Origin of the sequence: Pseudomonas migulae NBRC 103157 (assembly GCF_002091715.1) — a bacterium.
Taxonomy (GTDB): domain Bacteria; phylum Pseudomonadota; class Gammaproteobacteria; order Pseudomonadales; family Pseudomonadaceae; genus Aquipseudomonas; species Aquipseudomonas migulae_A.
Genome location: NZ_BDAG01000068.1, coordinates 1 through 16,941 on the forward strand (window position 1 = coordinate 1; position 16,941 = coordinate 16,941).

Below are 16,941 nucleotides of genomic sequence, written 5' to 3' on the forward strand. Positions count from 1 at the left end.
CCCCCGTTTTGGCGCTGTTTTCGATCCATTCAGCAACGTAATTATTGGTCCTAGGACGGCATAAAAATTCCTACATAAACCTCGGAATGCGTCACCTTCCCTACCGTTCCGAGGAAGTCTAAAGTCGGCCCGTCGCTCAAAATGGCGATACGGGTTTGGCGACCCGAGATACGAATGCGAGGGCCGCCTGCTCATTTGCAGGCGTCGTCGCAACTGCAAAACCGCTGTACTATGGCGGTTGCGCGCGGGAGACCTTCGGGTCTGCCGGTTACTCGTTCCCGGTTCGCCAACCTGCGCGCAACTGCCACCCTATTCGTTTGGCGACGATCTGTTGGCGGTTCTCATCTAACTGAACGAGATCTCACCTATGGAAAGATACGTGCCCCTCACCGGAATCGACCTGATCCCGGCCTCCCTGCTCATCGATACGCAAGCGCCACTCGACGTTCTGCAAGCTGCGGCTGACTACCGAATCCGCACGGTTACGCAGGTGCTGGAAAACATCGCCTTTCGTGCCGAACTCGGTTGCGACACGGTTGTGCTGAAGGACTTTTCTCAGCTGTTGGCCATTCCGTTGCGCGATGGTTGTGACTTGATGGATGTGATCGGTCGGCGATTGCGGGCGCAGGTTAAGGAGTGAATGAAAACGGGCGCTACAAGCGCCCGTTTTTTATCGCGGGATCTGACCACCAGCGTTTCCCAACCGCTGATTATTTTTTTCTACACATTTCAACGTCGTCCTGAGTCTCTAACGCGGTGTCGATTCCTAATCTGTATCTGCAGTAATCGATAATCCACATCCGCTCCTCCTCCGAAAGCCGCTCCACTCTCCGAATCTCTCCATCATTGGCGTGGATGTTGTAGAACTTCATCTGAACAGTCGGGTGTTTTTTGATAAACAGAATGGTCTCGATATCACCATCTTCAAGCGCTTCGTAGTACCCGACGTAGAGCACGGCCAGCACCAAAAGCATCGCTGCGATTAATAGCTTTTTCATGGCTGTGGCACCGGTGGAGGTAATAGCTGGGTTTTCACCCTGATATTTTTGACCAATTCCATTCCGACGTTACCGGGACAGATTTTTCCTTCGGAAGCCTGTCCTGGGTACTCCCTGTGACCACCAAAGTGCTTGATGACGAACACACTTTTCAATGCGTCAATCAAGTGCATCAACGCGTCAATTTGCGCAGCTGGTATCACGTTGGTTGTGCTGTAGCCGATGCTGTCGAGGGCTACACGCCCTTTCGCGACCCAGTCGCCCCCCTCTTCCGGTGTCGTCAGGTTATCCAGCAGGACAATGCCAATAAGACCAGTGTTGTATTTCAGAACACTTGAGCCCTGAAACCTGATGTCACGTCCTTCGAGTATCTGCCCGGTGCAATCGATCCCGTAGTGATAGCCGATATCGTCATACTTCTGGCTCAGATGGCCTTTTTGAATCTCCTGCATCTGCTCTGCGCCTGGCGTGCAGCTATGACTGCGACCGGCGTGGTGCAGCGCAATCATGGAATAGTCCCAATCCATGACCATCTCCGGTTTGCCTTTCACAGCCCCCCAAGACGAGCGTTCGACAAACGTCGCACTCAACGACTGAACCTTTTTGATAATTGCCTCACGAGTGGCAGCTCGGTCATTCACGGAAATCGGGATCGGGCACATAAACTCGCCAGGTTTTATTTCTTGCGCGGTCGCCTGCGTTGCGAAGTTGGCAGCCATTATTGTTTCTCCGAGAACTCGTGAAGCGTTCGCGCGGGGGCGTTGAATTTGATGTGAAGCGAAATGTTGGCGTCCGGAGTCGGTGTCTTGATGTGGGCAATGCCATCAACGTCGGTTACGCCAGTGGTCTCCACACCATTGACTGTTGCGACATAGTCACGGAAGGGCAAAGGATTGCCCGTCACACTGTCGGTGACGCTAAAGGATTGTCCGTAAATTTTCTGAATGGCGAGAGGCACGGGAGGGATGAAAGGTACGGGGGTATGAGAATCGCCAATGATGACGGTACCAGAGCCGCCAATCACGATGTCTCCGTGGCTTCCCGCAGTATCGATCAACGCGGCATTTCTACCATTGATGAACACAGTCGTCGCAACGCCCGAAACCAGCGCACTGCCGCATGTGCAGGTGTCACCTTTGCGGGCGGCTGCGAGGCCATCAAAAAACACATCAGAGGACCCGGAAGCGATGGCTTTGGCGCCATGTCCGGGCATAGGGCAAGTAGTTGGATCGGTAACGCGTGCGGCCGGCTTAGCCATGCATGACTCCCTGTCAGCGATTAAAACGATGGAGGACTTTATCAGAGTTGCCTTGGAAGAAGACGCACGAACTTTGCCGCTGCTAGCTCGCAGGAGTGAATCGTTCACAGCGCTGATTAATCGGAACTGGTGTAACGGTCCTAGGACGGCACAAAAAATCCTACACAAACCTCGGAATCCCTCACCTACCCCGCCGTCCTGATGAAGCTTATAGTCCGACCCGTCGCCCAAAATGGCGATTCGGGTTTGGCGACCTGATCGGATCGGATGCAAAAGCACTGTGCTTTAATGCAGTCGCTTTTGCATGCCCGCAAAGTTGTCTTTATGGCAGCTGTGCGCGGGAGACCTTCGGGTCTGCCGGTATCCCGATCCCGGTTCGCCAACCTGCGTACAGCTGTCACCCATTCGTTTGGCGACGATTGAGGGGCAGTCAACCTTTGCCCTGATCGGAGTCTCATCTATGGAAAGATACATGCCCCTCACCGGAATCGACCTGATCCCGGCCTCCCTGCTCATCGATACCCAAGCTCCACTCGACGTACTGCAAGCCACGGCTGATTACCGAATTCGGACGGTAACTCAGGTGCTGGAAAACATCGCTTTTCGTGCTGAGCTTGGTTGCGATACGGTGGTGTTGAAGGATTTTTCTCAGCTGCTGGCTATTCCGTTGCGGGATGGTTGTGACTTGATGGATGTGATCGGTCGGCGATTGCGGGCGCAGACGAAGGAGTGAATGAAAACGGGCGCTGAAGGCGCCCGTTTTTTATTTAGCTATAAAAAGATCTGAGATCTTTATTCTGTTGAGCTAGAACAGGATTTAGCCCCTAGCTTTGGCTGTTTCTTTCGAGCGCTTATCTAGCGTAATCCTCCACGCCGCCAGTCTCTCGATATCCACCTCCAATTCGTCAGGTTCAGGTATAGGGAGTCGTCCAACGTGCGTTGCCGCGTCATGTTCGAACTTGGAGCTCTTGGACATTCCGCTGTCTACCTCTCGATAATCATCATCGGTGACAACGACCAACTTGAGGCGCTGTGTCGATACTCCCTCGCCGAACCGTTGGACCGCTCCGTTCAACAGTACCTCCTCAACACACCTTTCCCAAGCAAGGCGCAAACGACCGTAGCAAGCAGCAGTCAAGCGACGATGTTCATCTTCATCCCCGCTCTTCTGCGCTCTGCGAACCTCCACCAGCTCTTGTCGGAGTCTTGCCAGCCGATCCTTGGTACCCACAACGTCGAATGGCAGATCCTGCGAGTGCACACCATATCCCTCTGCGGTACGGCGTATGTAGTTCTTTGTCAATTGGGCCCCAAGCTCTTCGACCTTCTGCTCCAAAATGCAAAGGAAGTAGATGTCGTGAGTGAAAACAATCACCTGCCGGGTGAGCGCTTCCAAAGCCAACCGCTCTGCAACTTCCCAGCGACGTCGGTGATCTAGCGATGACACTGGATCATCCAAGACTATTCCACCACGTCCTTTGCCAAGCTTGATCTCCGCAAGGAATGATGCAATGGCAATAGCACGCTGCTCCCCTTCACTGAGAATGGCTGCTGGAGTACCTCCGCCGGGCAATTGCAGGACCAGCTTAAATTGGGTTCTCCCCCCTGGAGACTCGGGCTTCATCACAATCTGAAGCTGATGCACCTTTAGGCGCTTGAGTTCGTCGTTGAGAGCGTCCGCCAGTTCCTGGCTGGCTGTTGTCCGCGAAAGATCAGTGGATTTTCTGGAAATGGCTCGAGTCTCAAAGCCATCGATGCACAATTGAAGCTTGCGACTGGCCTCATGCTTGGCAATCGCCTCTAAAACAGCGGCCTTGATCTCGCCCAGACGTATCCGTGCATCAAGCTCCCGCTTCTCCGCCGTCATCTGGGCCCGGACCTTCTCATCGGCCGTTGCCTCCAGCGCCTTGGCTTGATTCAGTAAACCTTCGATCACACCGGCCAAACCGGGGCATGGGTCGGTCGGTAATGCCAATATCTCTTCCCACTTAAGCTCACCCGCAGCTGCCTTCAAAATCGAAGTTTGACGGGTGCCCAGGCACGCCTGCATCGACGAACAGTCTGCTGCGAGCTCGGGGGCGATCTCGGTCAACTCTTCCACCAGACCATCACGAAACATTACATCGAGGGCAGCCTTTTGAACTGCTCTATAGGCCGTGGTGGCAGTGTCACGAGTATCCTTCGCATCCTTTTCGGCAGCCTGCTTGATAAAGGTGTCAAAGCGAACTAGGCGCGCAGCGCCTTCTTGACCAAGGCGGTTTTGGCAGAGAGGGCATGCAGAGTTTTCAGGAACCTCCGGAAACTCATGACCAGGATGACTCACTTGCGCGAAAACTCGGGCTGCATCAAACAGCGCCTTCCATTCTTCACCTCCGGTGCCAGCAAGTTGACCTGGGGTTTGTTTGAACTCTTTAGCAGCCAACTCTGCTGCAGTTTTTGCCGTTTTCGATTTATCAATAAGCTGTCTGAGCTGATCGACCGTCTTATCGTCAATCAATGCAATCGCTGCCGCCAAGCGATCCTTGAACCCCGAGAAGCGAGTTGCCTTTTGGCGCAACGCTTGTGCTTTTTGCTTCGGATCCGCTTCGGCGAGGGTTTGAGTCAAGAGCGCCAGTCGATCCAGCTCGGCTTGGCTGAGCGTGACCAAAGCCTCTATTTGCTCAGGGAGGGTCGTGCTCGGGATGCCGAGTAATGCGGTGGCGACCCGCGTTTGATCTTTCGTAAGCGCCGCATATGCGATGTCACTCGGAGCATTCGCCGCCTTCTCTTGGGTAGCACGTGCCTTAAGCTTGTTACATAAGCCGGCCAACCCTTCCAAGATATCCAGCCCGTATGGCGCGTAAGCGAAGTCACCATGGTTATCAATGTAGGCACGAGCGCAATGAGTATCGAAGATGGCAATGTCCGAAAGCGGCTCGGGTGCAACGGCACCGTATTGCCAAGGAAGATCGATAGCCACGCCGTCGATTACAGCTTCGAATACAGCTTGGGCGACGCCGCCAGTCTTGGGGTCAAGGTTGGCGTTTGGAAGAATCGGCTCACGCCGATCCCTCGCGCGGCACGCATGTTTGAATACCCTGGAGTAACCGGACTTTCCTGCGCCATTCTCCCCGTAAATAACGGTCAGGCCAGTCAAGGAGATGGGGACACTTCCCCCGTTAGCTAAGGCATTTACGTTCACAAGTTGCTTGATCGCAGCCAACTGCACAAGCCGTGCTGGATCAGCGGGCTGAGCTATCAGTGCGTCTTCAAGCTCCTTAGGATTTCGGCCCTCTGGGTCTGGGATCCCAGTTTCAGCTTTGGCTAATGCATAAAGGTCGTCAAGATCGGCGGCACTGAGCATACGGTCTTGGTAGAGGCGAGCAATTGCATCTTGCTGCCAAGCTGGCAGTCCCTTAGACCACGCGTGGATTTCCTGAATGATCGTCACCTACCTACTCCTTGACGTAGTACAGCCATACCCATGAATTAACCTAAAGTGGCAACTTGCCTTCAATATGTCTAGCAGACAAAATCGAATCAGGAAGAAGGTGGTTGTTTTCGAATAGACCATCCGCTTTTGGCTGTGGATTCAGCCGCTCGCCATCTCGCACCCTTTTCTCCAAACGCAAACCAACAGCGAACTCCTCCCCCCCCTGCTTTCCTTTCTACGCCTCGCCAGATCGGTTCTCACCATCAAACCGCACCCGCGCAGCCCGAAAACCCTCCGCATTCTCCACCAACCAACTCCACAACGGCACCATCCGCGCCAGAAAGCTCCGCCCCAACGGCGTCAGCTCATAATCCACCCTCGGCGGCACCTCGCCGTAATCAAAACGCACGATCAACCCGTCACGTTCCAGTTGCCGCAAACTGCGGGTCAGCATGCGTTGCGTAACCCCCTCCAAGCGCCTTCCAATTTCGGCGTGACGCAATTTCCCCGCGCAGCCCAGGGTATGAACGATGCCCAGCGACCAGCGATTGCCTGCATGGGTCAGCACTTCGCGCTTGAGTCCGTCGTCCTCGGCGCTGAGTGCATCGCACGCGGCTTGGGACTGGCGGATCACCTCTTCTTCACTCATTTCGTCATGCGGTATCACGCGTGTGCCTTCTTCTGAACGTTCGCCAAGGGTGACAGGATGGAAAAACAATCGTTGCTGATCATTCATTGGGAGTTGTCGATGCACCCGCTCAACCCTGCAAAAACCGAAAACATTCTGGTATTAGGTGCCGGCGAGCTTGGCATGGCGGTACTGCGCGAGCTGGCCGCTCGGCCAGAGGCTCGCGTTACGGTGATGCTGCGGCCATCGGCCATCGATACCACGTCGGCGCACAAACGCCAAACGCTCGAAGAACTGGACACGTTGGGTATCAAGGTGCTGCCGGGCGATGCGGTGAACGATTCTATCGAGCAGCTGGCTGCGCGGTTTAGTGGTTTCGATACGCTGGTCAGTTGCCTCGGTTTCGTCGCCGGTAGCGGGACGCAAGTCAAACTCGCCCGCGCTGCGTTGCAGTCGGAGGTAAAGCGGTATGTGCCGTGGCAGTTCGGTGTGGATTACGACGTGATCGGTCGGGGCAGCCCGCAAGATCTGTTTGACGAGCAGCTGGATGTGCGCCAATTGCTGCGCGCTCAATCGCGGCTGCAATGGCTGATCATTTCGACCGGCATGTTCACCAGTTTCCTGTTCGAGCCGGCGTTCGGCGTGGTCGATCTGGCGCAGAATACCGTCCGCGCCCTGGGCAGTTGGAACACCGCCGTGACGGTCACCACGCCGGAGGACATTGGCCGGCTGACCGCCGTTATCCTGTTCGATCCAGCGTTGGTGAATCAGGTTGTCTACGTGACCGGTGACACCCTCACCTACGGGCAATTGGCCGACACCGTCGACCGTTTGCTGAACCGCACGGTCGAGCGTGTCGAATGGACAGTGCCCGCGCTCATGGCCGATCTGGCCGCCGCCCCCGATGATCCGACGCGCAAGTACCGGGCGGTGTTTGCCGAGGGTAAAGGCGTCGCCTGGGACAAGGCGCAGAGTTACAACGCTGAACGGCAAATCGAAACCACCACCGTTGCAGAGTGGATCGAGCGGCATTTGCTTTGATCGCGCTGCTTTCTGGATGTCGCCATTCAATCCCGAGCATTCTTGTCATTTGCCAAGGCTTAGGGCAGGGTCGATATCACTGAGATCTCTGCCAAGGAGTCACCCCATGTCAAAGCTATATCCCAGTATCGATCCCGAAGGACTGATTGAGTACTCAGTGGTCTACACCGACCGCTCGCTCAACCACATGTCGCAGTCATTTCAAGGCGTGATGAAGAACATTTCCAGGACCCTGAAACAGGTCTACAACGCCCAGGCTGTTGCGGTGGTCCCGGGCAGCGGCACATTCGGCATGGAAGCGGTGGCGCGACAGTTTGCCACCAACCAGCAATGCCTGGTGATACGCAACGGCTGGTTCAGTTATCGCTGGAGCCAGATCCTTGAGATGGGCAACATCCCGGCGGCCACCACGGTGCTGAAAGCCCGACCGGTCGACACGGGTCGCCAGGCTGCCTACGCCCCGCCCCCTCTGGACGAAGTGCTGGCAGCCATTGCGGCACAGAAGCCGCAGATTGTCTTCGCCCCCCACGTTGAAACCTCATCAGGGATTATCCTGCCCGACGAGTACCTGCGGGCCGTCGGCGACGCCGTGCATGCAGTGGGTGGCCTGTTCGTGCTGGACTGCATCGCCTCAGGCGCGCTTTGGGTTGATATGCACAAATGCGCAGTCGATCTGCTGATCAGCGCACCGCAGAAAGGCTGGAGCGCCTCCCCTTGCTGCGCCCTGGTGATGTTCAGTTCGCTGGCCCTCGAGCGCATCGAGCAAACGCAAAGCAGCAGCTTCGCCTGCGACCTGAAAAAGTGGCTGCAGATCATGCAGGCCTACGAACAGGGCGGACATGCCTACCATGCGACCATGCCCAGCGATTCCCTGGCGCGGTTTAACGAAGTGATGAAAGAGACACAAGCCTACGGTTTCGACAAGGTCCGCGACGAACAACAGGCGCTGGGCGATCGGGTGCGCGCAATGTTGACCGGCAAAGGCATCAAAAGCGTGGCCGCACCCGGCTTTCAGGCCCCTGGCGTAGTGGTGAGCTACACCGACGATGCCGACATCAAGAGCGGTAAGAAATTTGCCAACCACGGGCTACAGATCGCCGCCGGAGTGCCGTTGCAATGCGACGAGCCGGCCGACTTCCAGACCTTCCGCATCGGTCTGTTCGGACTCGAAAAGCTGCACAATATCGAGCGCACGGTCAGTACCCTCGAGCAGGCACTGGACGAGGTGATGGTTAACTGAGCCGGTAGAAATCGCCCCTCAGCAGACGGTCGTGACCGTCTGCTGAGGGTCGACTACGGCCCTTCGTCACGGGCAGCAAGCGGCCAGAAGCGGTCGCTCGGCAGGTCCTGATTTTTGGATGGGCAAGTGATACACATCTGGTATTGCCCAACGAACATCAGTAAGCGTACGAGGAATACGCCTTGTGCAGGGTATGCGCGCGGTGAAGGCCGTACTCAAGTTAGTGCCGTAGGCCAGTGGCTTGGACGTTAGCCCTATGAGACCAATGGCGTGCACTAGAACTGGAGATTGCTAGATCGCGTTAGCCAGACGGCTTGCCTTGAAGGGAATGGCGTTCAAGCAGCCATTCGGTGAAGGAATTGAGTGCTGCCGAGAATTTAGCCGCACGCGAACTCTATTTATTCCGTTACCCAATTTAGCGCGCGACTTAGGCACGCCACGGTGGAAGAGCTCCTTCGAAAAGTGAAAAGGCTCGACTCAGAAAACTGTTGAAGCGAGTGGCATCACGTCGCAGCCCTGCCTGTTGACCACCAATCAGGCACAGATGAGCCACCCGACCAATCACTTCTGCTTCGCCTGGCAAAGGGACCAAGCGCCGGCACGTCCGTATCGCGAAGTCTAGTCGTCTTGTGTCAACACGCTGCTGAAACTCGCCTACCAACGGATCGTGCAGCGACCAGGCGCGGATGGAAACTTCCCGTCCAGGTTGTTTTTCAGCGGCAATACTCAAGTAGCGTTTCAAGATTTCGCCCGCGCTACGACCCTGCGCCGCATAAGCGAGCATGCGCTCCGTGTAGTCTTCTTCCCAAGCGGCCAGCAAGGTGCGGACAAAGTCTTCGCGATTACGGAAATGGTGATAGAACGATCCGCGGGTCACATTCAATCTGCGCGATAGACTCTCGGCCGAAACACCACTATGTCCTATTTGGTCGAGGGCCTCAAAACCAGCCGCGATCCAATGGTTGCGAGTTAATTTTCCCACCCGTTATTTCGCTCCATATTTAGCGCCATACAGACTGTGTATGGTGCGCAACCGATTGATACGCTGCGAACACCAGCAAAGATAGCCGTTGCGTTTTGCACGCTAGCACTTTTCATGGAGCTCGCCTTGAAGAAAATCGTTCTGGTTGCTTTCGACCAATTCACTGATATCGACCTATTCCTGATGTGGGACATTTTGGGCCGCAACACTGAGGACTGGTACGTCCGGATATTGGGTTCTAGCGCTATCGTGCGATCGGCGCACGGCCTGCCTGTTTCGGTGCACGGTCCGCTTTCAGAGGCCAATAGTGCCGACGCGGTATTGTTTGTCAGCGGCAAGGAAGGGATACCCGCTGCACTTGCCGCCCCAGATTTCCTGCCGTCGTTTGAACTTGACTCCAGACGCCAGCGAATCGGCTCGATATGCGCCGGAGCTTTCATTCTCAAACGGCTTGGGCTGCTCAGCGGCCAAGCAACTACACACCCGGATGCACGATCGAGCTTGCAAGCTCTGGGACTTGACCCCGTGGACCAGCCTCTTGTATGCCAGGGGAATGTTGCAACTGCTGGTGGATGCCTTTCGGCGCTCTATCTGGTGGGATGGCTGGTTGAATCCTGGTTCGATGTCGGCAAGCGCCGAGCGACGTTGCTCCCTGTTTTGCCAGCTGGGCAGCAAGAGCTCTATGATGCCTTGATCGGGCTCAGTATCCGACAAGGAGCGTTATACGACAAACCATCGAAACAAGAAACGCGACATGGCATGTCATCTAATTGGTAGTTGGAACTCAGGAGAGATCCCCGATGCCCCGAGACTTTGAGCTCATTATGTCCGTGCCAGTCCCCCCGAGGTCCGGCATCACCCACCTTTACAAGTCGATGAACCTGGCGGACGCTTTTGCGATTCGGCTCCCGGCGGGCACCTCCCGCAATCCAGATTTGCTAGCTCGATTCATCCTTTCCCACCAGCCATCCTGGATCGGATGGCTCATGAAAGTCCGAGACACTATCGTTACCTGTTTTGGTATCAAGACAGCCAAACATTTGGCAACACTTGCGAATCGGATTCAAATCTTCAAGGTCTACAGCTCGAACCAGACTGAAATCGTGTTGGGAGAGGACGACAAGCACCTCGACTTCCGGATATCGATCCTGTGTTCTGGAGAGGTAGATCCAGAAGGCAGTCGCCAACTCGTTTTTTCAACCGTGGTCCAGTGCCACAACCGTCTAGGCCGGGCCTACATATTCGTTATTGCCCCATTTCACCGCTTGGTTGTTAAGGCTAGCCTCCTGCGTGCAGCGCGCATCGGTTGGCCTCTGGCTACCGGCCCCCAAGGCTGAGAGCCGTTTCTGATCCATTGGGCACGAGATCGCGTCACTTTGACGGTGCCACGCGAGTGCTGGATTTCAACGCAGATGTTCGATGAAGGAGCCAGGTGATTTCAGGGGCAGACCACATTTTCTAAATGTGGTCTGCCCCATAATGACCTTTTCTGCCTTTCGCCACCGGTAGCTATGGGTCCAGGCTGTGTGAAAACGTTTTAGAGCACGTTCGGCAGTCAGAACCGGAACGAAAATGCCGGGTGCTGCTGTGTTACGGGGGAGCGTTGGGGAACGCGATTATCAACGCTTAGAACTACGCCAAGGACAAAAACCTTATTATGATTTTTGTCATGATAATCGCCGCATGCAGAACTATTGCGATTCAGCTGTAAAACGCGCAAGAAGCCGGTTCAAACAATCAACTTCCGCATTGCTGTTCTCGCCTTCAGCTCTTAAGATCAGACCGTCAATATCACTTTCATCACAGGCTGTGGCATTCTTGTACAGCGCAAGCCTCTGCGCAAACATCTCCTCAGCTCTCCTGTCTTCATCCTTGCGGAACTCCTCTAGAATCTGGGCGCTTCTTTGGGGGCCAGCTTTACGGCTGGCAGCGGTAATTACTTTTGAGATCAATTCAGCTTGGGTTCTTTCTATTCCCGCAACCGAGTCAAAATACTCCGTGGCACCAGAGTTTATGAGTTGCACTTGAGAAGCAAGATGAAGCAAAAAAGGTGGTACTGCGCTGATGCTCGGGCTTACTATTTCTATAGATCGTTTTGACGAAAACGTTAGCCAGCCTTTCAGAACTTCGTTCACATGATGATCACCGAAGCCATAGCCTACGCAAACTAACTTACTGACAAAATTTATGTTCGCCTTGAAGTGGTTAAGCATTGTTTTAGGTAAAACCTGAGAAGCGTTTTCCTGGAATTTATGGGCTCCCGAAAGTAGGCTCCGACGTAGAAACTGCATTACCCCCTCTGAATCCTCGTAAGCGATCTCATTGAGGGCTTTCAGCTTGCCGCCAGGAGCAGAGGGTTCAACGTACACAAGTTCCTCATTTGCGGCCTTTAAGACTGATATCACCGCCTCTGGTGTTTCTCCATCAGGTACCAGCTTCAGCAAATCATGACCATCATTAAAGGTAAATAAGTCAAGCGCACCATGGAGCTTAAGCAAATATATTCCCTTTTTAGCCGGATTGGGAAAGTTCATCGCGCCATGATCGAGCGTCTCTTTTTCTATAGCTTCCACATTCATGTAACCAACAATCTCCCCTGCGGAGTTACGACGGGGCAACCTTATATCGCTTGAATTAAGCCCAGAAAATAGTGGGATAGAAAATTTCTTCGCAATCATTTCAATGATCGAATCGTGATTAAGCGAAAATATCCAAAGCGGCTCGTTTTTTTGATACAGGTGAAAAACCCCCCTATACAATTCCAAGCGATTAATAATAAATTCTGCGCCACCACAATGCTTCAAGTAAAGCTTGTAATAGATAATCTCAACAAGCCAGGCATATATAGAATGGTAGTGGGAAGACAAGGAGCGCTCTCTTCGGGCCTGGACCTCTAGATACCCTAGGATACTTTCATAATGCAGATCATCTCTTGAAAATACGCTAATAAAGTCATCAATGACCTCATCAGGATGACCACTACCCTGTGCTCTCCAACCGATATTGAAAGATTTTAATTTTTCAATAGTTAGCCAGTTTTTTAGTTCCGCTGTAAGCTCCCAAACCAGCGGCATACCAACATCATATGAAGCTCCCGCCCCGATAAACAAACCCGTCAAGTTGCGATCCATCATCCCTCCTAAGTACGCAGGTCATAGCCAGCCCTCTCGGTTCGGGGCATGTGGAGCCAGTTTCCCGTATCGAGGTATAGCTGCCGAGTAGCGTTTTCGGGTATACCCAAAAAGAGCCGCAATCAGTATCAGCACGGCACCGATAATATTCCCGAGCATGTTTCCCATCACGGCTACCTTGAATACCTAACGTGGAAGTGAGGGGCGGTACGCGGCTTCATCGTGCAGCATCCCCTCGACTGTAGGGTTATAGGGCTCGTCTGTCTCAGCATAGAATACTCATCGCCAGCGCATAACCGTGGCGTTTGACAACGACACCAAGAAACCCCGCGATTACGTTTGCTAACGTGCCGACGAGAAACGTCATGAGAAGGTGTGACGCCCAGCTACGACGGGCGATTAAGAAACCGATGGGGTCGACACCAAGGATGTCTTTCGGTACAGAGACGACGTTTGTCCAAGCATTCCACTTTGATGCGACCTTGAAGGCAAGCCAACCAGCCACTACAACATCAGCATTTGCCAAGAAAGCGCAGAAGAACAGAAAACGCTCTAAATAGCCCAGCACACTGCCGCCTTCGTTCCCAGACACCACCCTCGCCCATTCGCTGGCTAGAGCGCTGCTTGGCGGTGGCAGAGACATTGACTTCGTCGCATGCGTCAACAACGGTTTGACCATCAGGCCGAGCAAGAACGTGACAAGAAGGCCGGCTAGGATTTGGACGAGATAGGCAAGTGGTGACATTGCTGACGAGCCCTAATGTTTGAGTTTAGCGGTTGCCAAACGCAGTCCGTCGCACCGAAGGGTTAGGTCTCCGGACCCTGACTAGGCCAGGCATTGTGACATTGGCTGCCACTGAAGAATGTTATACGCCATGGACGGATAGCCCTATCTGCTCAATCAGTTCCGGCAACAGACTCAGCATAGCTATTCAATCGCCATCGCTCTGCCCACCGGCAGCTTTTGGCCGATCTCTGCCTTTCACGACAGACCGATTTCGCCCCATAGCTGCCGGTAATTTGTGTCTAAAAAATCAGGGCAATTCAATCCCCAAGTTTCTGACGGTGCTTTCAATGTTGGCGCTGATACGGTTTTGATCCTGGCTACCGGAAATCGTTGACCTACCTGAATGCTCGGTAATCGAGGGTCTTATGCGTGTCTTCATAGAGACCGCCTAAGGGTCAGCTGAAGTCAGCAGCTTGGGTCAAAACCACATCAGCACCAACAGCCGGCTGCGATAGTGGCGGCTTTTTTTCTTCAGTCATCCGCTTCTCCCTTGATGGCCAAAACGCTGCAAGGCACCTGATACAGAACATGCTCCGTGGTACTGCCAACCAGCTTGTCCACCCCTTTGTGATGGGTATTTCCCATTACGAAGACATCCGCTCGAGTGTGAGTGGCAAAGTCGGTCATTGCTTTGGTTGGCGGTCCTGCAATGAAGTGTTGTCGCTCAGGTGGCACGCCGTGGCGTCCAGCCAAGGCAATGAAGCACTTTTCGAGTGACCGGCGCACGTCGCTGCTGAAGCCTGGCATCGTCACGGCGCCAGCACCTGCATCAGAGAAATGTGTGTGTGTCAGTTCATAGGCATACAGCATGTGCAATTCAGCATCACATTGCGTCGCCAATTCGTTCGCAGCCTGAATGACGCTGTCGTTGATTCCGCTGATCTGACCCTCTGGATGCGATGGGTCAACCGCTGCCACAATCACCCGAGGAAGCGGACACCTGACTTCGCTGACCAGATGTATGGGGGTCGGACATTCGCGCAACAACTGCCAATCCAAAGGCGTGACGAATACGCGTTTGAGCGCTGATTCATGATGTACGTCCTTGATAGTCAGGTCCGGCTGCATTTCAGCCACATGCTTAAGGATCTCTTGCAGCGGGTCACGGGTCAATGCAACTTCGGTGGTCACATTGATGCCCTTCCTGCGTATGAGTTCGGCCTCATCCTTCAACCACTGCAGGTTCTCCTGCCGGCAACTCTCACGAAGTTGTTCACTGTTGCTCATTAACCGCATAAGGTCGAAGTCTTCGATGAACACCGCGATATGCAGCGCTGCGCCTGTAGCGTCGGCCAATGCGATTGCCCGCTCCATCGCCGGCGAGTGACGCATGGTCGGACCTGCGATCAGAAAGAGTCGTTGATACCGCCTCATGTGACACCTCCAAACGTTCTGGGTTATTCGCTAGCGCCCCCAGCACTTTCGCTTGTCCCACCATTGGCGATCTTTTATCGCCTCAACTACCTGGATCGACACTATCAATATACGCCTGCATCACCGGCTTACCAGTTGCCAAGCCTGTCGAAGGATGTAGCAGACCTTTTCATCACGATCGAGCAGGAGGCGGGGTGCTGGAACCGCGCCATGCCACCCACCTTGAGCACCTAGCAGAACCAATGCGATTGCCGGTAGTTGAACGCCTGAATCAACACTTCGTAAAAAACGAACTATTCGCAATGAATAAATGATTTTTGTTGATGTAACAGGCTCGTTAGCATGACTCCTCCAGCCTATTGCTGCTTCATGCGGAGACAGTAAATGACCGCCATCAGCGTCGGCCAATCCTGGATGTGGGCCGCCTTCATTATGTTCGTCCTTGCCATGCTGGCGCTCGATCTGTTCGTCTTCGGCGGGCGCAAAGCACATCGTGTTTCGGTCCGCGAAGCGCTGGCCTGGGTCACCGCCTGGGTCAGCCTGGCACTGGTCTTCGCCGCTCTGCTCTGGTGGTATCTGCACAGCCATGTCGGTGCCGAAGTGGCCCAGCGTACAACGCTCGAATTTCTCACCGGCTACCTGATCGAACAGTCGCTGTCGATCGACAACATGTTCGTTTTCGTGATGATCTTCGGCTACTTCGCCGTGCCGCCAGAGTTGCAGCGCCGCGTCCTGCTCTATGGCGTGTTCGGAGCCATCATCATGCGCGCCGGTATGATTTTCGCCGGTGTGTGGCTGGTGCAGGAGTTTGCCTGGCTACTCTATGTCTTTGGTGCTTTCCTCGTCATCACCGGCATCAAGATGCTGATCTTCGCCAACCAGCAGCCAGACCTCGAAAAGAACCCTTTGCTGCGTTGGCTGCGTAGCCATCTTCGCATCACCGATGGCTTTCATGGCGAGCGCTTCTTCGTGCGCCAGAACGGCCTGCGCTGGGCGACTCCGATGTTCCTGGTGCTGGTACTGATCGAGGCCAGCGACCTGGTCTTCGCGGTCGATAGCATCCCGGCTATCTTCGCCGTCACCACCGACCCCTTCATCGTGTTCACCTCCAACATCTTCGCCATCATGGGCCTGCGCGCACTGTATTTTCTGCTTGCCGACATGGCCTACCGCTTCCACTTGCTCAAATATGGCCTGGCCATCGTACTGGTGTTCATCGGCGGCAAGATGCTGGTCGCGCCGTGGTGGCACATGCCGATCCAATGGTCGCTGACCACAGTCGGCGGCATCATATTGATTTCGGTACTGTTGAGCCTGACTTTGACGAAGAGCAAAACACGGGTTACGGGAGAACAATGATGAATCAGAGATGTTGGCGCTGATGCAGTTTTGATTTCGATTGCATTGCCTCATCAGGGATTTAGTGAATGACTGTTTTGGCCGGAAACAGTCAGTCGGTCGAATTTAAATTGCCCTCCCCGACAGCCACCCATTGGCCAATAACGGTTGCTTGCAAGAATGCTTCATCAAGGTGTCAAAGACCTGACCTGAACGATAGGGGTCGACGTTTTTTCAGGTGAAGTCAGTTCGACGCATTACGAGGATCATCATGGCTATCGATATACACAAGACCAAGCGGACCCGTTCCGTAGACTTGTGAGATGTACTCGCCTGATTTGGCCCAGTGAAAGTGTGGCGTATTGGCCGGAAGTATCACTACGCTGCCTGGACCGTAAGCAACCAGCTTGGCCGGATCAAAAACCTTACCGAAGCCAATATAGAAAACACCGGACATGACGGTATAGATACGGTCCTCAGGATGTGTATGGGGCATTAATTTTGTGCCATTCGGCACTTTGACTCTCACCACGTAGGGTGCTGGCTTACTCGGGTCGCCGGCCAACACAGCAAGTTTCACTTCTTTGGGGAAGGCTGGAAAGCTGCGCCACTCGACGTCTTCATTATGTAAATCACCGACTTTATCGAGCGGCAATGGTTGTGCCTGGACGAACGGCATTGTGGCGCTGGTGACAATCAGTGCAGCCAGGCAAGCAGTTTTCATCATGTTCTTGATCATGAAAGGCGCCTTG

General features: G+C 54.2%; 17 protein-coding genes. 7 read left to right on the plus strand and 10 right to left on the minus strand.

Translation table 11 applies throughout. The annotated features are described in order from the left end of the window. Window positions 1–367: 367 nt before the first annotated feature. The gene (locus tag PMI01S_RS29655; RefSeq protein ID WP_084323733.1) at window positions 368–640 is read left to right on the plus strand and encodes a hypothetical protein; all 273 of its coding nucleotides are present in this window, start codon (window positions 368–370) and stop codon (window positions 638–640) included. A gap of 70 nt (window positions 641–710) precedes the next feature. Here the strand turns inward: PMI01S_RS29655 and PMI01S_RS29660 are convergent, their stop codons facing one another. Genes PMI01S_RS29660 through PMI01S_RS29670 form a run of 3 tightly spaced genes read right to left on the minus strand, consistent with a single transcriptional unit; the run spans window position 711 to window position 2,256 of the window. Next, window positions 711–998, minus strand: a complete 288-nt coding sequence (locus tag PMI01S_RS29660) for a hypothetical protein (protein ID WP_084323734.1) — start codon at window positions 996–998, stop codon at window positions 711–713. Then, window positions 995–1,717, minus strand: coding sequence for a peptidoglycan recognition protein family protein (locus PMI01S_RS29665; RefSeq protein ID WP_084323735.1), 723 nt, complete (start codon window positions 1,715–1,717; stop codon window positions 995–997). The genes PMI01S_RS29660 and PMI01S_RS29665 overlap by 4 nt, the downstream gene beginning before the upstream one ends. Continuing rightward, window positions 1,717–2,256, minus strand: a complete 540-nt coding sequence (locus tag PMI01S_RS29670; RefSeq protein WP_084323736.1) for a PAAR domain-containing protein — start codon at window positions 2,254–2,256, stop codon at window positions 1,717–1,719. The genes PMI01S_RS29665 and PMI01S_RS29670 overlap by 1 nt, the downstream gene beginning before the upstream one ends. A 460-nt stretch (window positions 2,257–2,716) precedes the next feature. On the opposite strand from PMI01S_RS29670, the gene PMI01S_RS29675 reads away from it, so the two are divergent. Continuing rightward, entirely contained in the window at window positions 2,717–2,989 is a 273-nt protein-coding gene (locus PMI01S_RS29675) for a hypothetical protein (protein ID WP_084323737.1), read from the plus strand. Between the two features lie 84 nt (window positions 2,990–3,073). Here the strand turns inward: PMI01S_RS29675 and PMI01S_RS29680 are convergent, their stop codons facing one another. Beyond that, the gene (locus tag PMI01S_RS29680) at window positions 3,074–5,686 is read right to left on the minus strand and encodes an AAA family ATPase (RefSeq protein ID WP_084323738.1); all 2,613 of its coding nucleotides are present in this window, start codon (window positions 5,684–5,686) and stop codon (window positions 3,074–3,076) included. Window positions 5,687–5,903: 217 nt separating this feature from the next. Next, complete coding sequence (locus PMI01S_RS29685) at window positions 5,904–6,317, minus strand: winged helix-turn-helix transcriptional regulator (RefSeq protein ID WP_084323739.1); 414 nt, start codon at window positions 6,315–6,317, stop codon at window positions 5,904–5,906. Between the two features lie 99 nt (window positions 6,318–6,416). Here PMI01S_RS29685 and PMI01S_RS29690 point away from each other — a divergent pair, with 99 nt between their 5' ends. Together PMI01S_RS29690 and PMI01S_RS29695 are read left to right on the plus strand one after the other, a co-directional pair. Next, window positions 6,417–7,337 carry an aromatic alcohol reductase gene (locus PMI01S_RS29690; protein ID WP_084323749.1) on the plus strand — a complete coding sequence of 307 codons (921 nt, stop codon included), beginning with the start codon at window positions 6,417–6,419 and terminating at the stop codon, window positions 7,335–7,337. A gap of 106 nt (window positions 7,338–7,443) precedes the next feature. Further along, a complete protein-coding gene (locus PMI01S_RS29695) occupies window positions 7,444–8,577 on the plus strand; it encodes a pyridoxal-phosphate-dependent aminotransferase family protein (RefSeq protein ID WP_084323740.1) in 1,134 nt (377 codons plus the stop codon). 427 nt (window positions 8,578–9,004) lie between these two features. Here the strand turns inward: PMI01S_RS29695 and PMI01S_RS29700 are convergent, their stop codons facing one another. Further along, complete coding sequence (locus PMI01S_RS29700) at window positions 9,005–9,559, minus strand: TetR/AcrR family transcriptional regulator (RefSeq protein ID WP_084323741.1); 555 nt, start codon at window positions 9,557–9,559, stop codon at window positions 9,005–9,007. Between the two features lie 126 nt (window positions 9,560–9,685). Between PMI01S_RS29700 and PMI01S_RS29705 the strand changes: the two genes are divergently transcribed. After that, window positions 9,686–10,336, plus strand: coding sequence for a DJ-1/PfpI family protein (locus PMI01S_RS29705; RefSeq protein ID WP_167362931.1), 651 nt, complete (start codon window positions 9,686–9,688; stop codon window positions 10,334–10,336). A 23-nt stretch (window positions 10,337–10,359) separates the two neighbouring features. Further along, entirely contained in the window at window positions 10,360–10,896 is a 537-nt protein-coding gene (locus PMI01S_RS29710) for a DUF2867 domain-containing protein (RefSeq protein ID WP_084323743.1), read from the plus strand. Window positions 10,897–11,250: 354 nt separating this feature from the next. Here PMI01S_RS29710 and PMI01S_RS29715 read toward each other — a convergent pair whose 3' ends face one another. The 3 genes from PMI01S_RS29715 to PMI01S_RS29725 form a co-directional block, all read right to left on the minus strand. Continuing rightward, window positions 11,251–12,690, minus strand: coding sequence for a hypothetical protein (locus PMI01S_RS29715; protein WP_084323744.1), 1,440 nt, complete (start codon window positions 12,688–12,690; stop codon window positions 11,251–11,253). Window positions 12,691–12,955: 265 nt separating this feature from the next. Next, on the minus strand, window positions 12,956–13,435 hold the full coding sequence (locus PMI01S_RS29720) for a hypothetical protein (protein WP_084323745.1): 480 nt from the start codon (window positions 13,433–13,435) through the stop codon (window positions 12,956–12,958). 513 nt (window positions 13,436–13,948) lie between these two features. Beyond that, complete coding sequence (locus PMI01S_RS29725) at window positions 13,949–14,851, minus strand: universal stress protein (protein ID WP_084323746.1); 903 nt, start codon at window positions 14,849–14,851, stop codon at window positions 13,949–13,951. 384 nt (window positions 14,852–15,235) lie between these two features. Here PMI01S_RS29725 and PMI01S_RS29730 point away from each other — a divergent pair, with 384 nt between their 5' ends. Further along, entirely contained in the window at window positions 15,236–16,210 is a 975-nt protein-coding gene (locus PMI01S_RS29730; protein WP_084323747.1) for a TerC family protein, read from the plus strand. A 223-nt stretch (window positions 16,211–16,433) separates the two neighbouring features. Here PMI01S_RS29730 and PMI01S_RS29735 read toward each other — a convergent pair. Beyond that, a partial coding sequence (locus PMI01S_RS29735; protein ID WP_255326133.1) for a cupin domain-containing protein occupies window positions 16,434–16,941 on the minus strand: 508 nt, incomplete at its 5' end.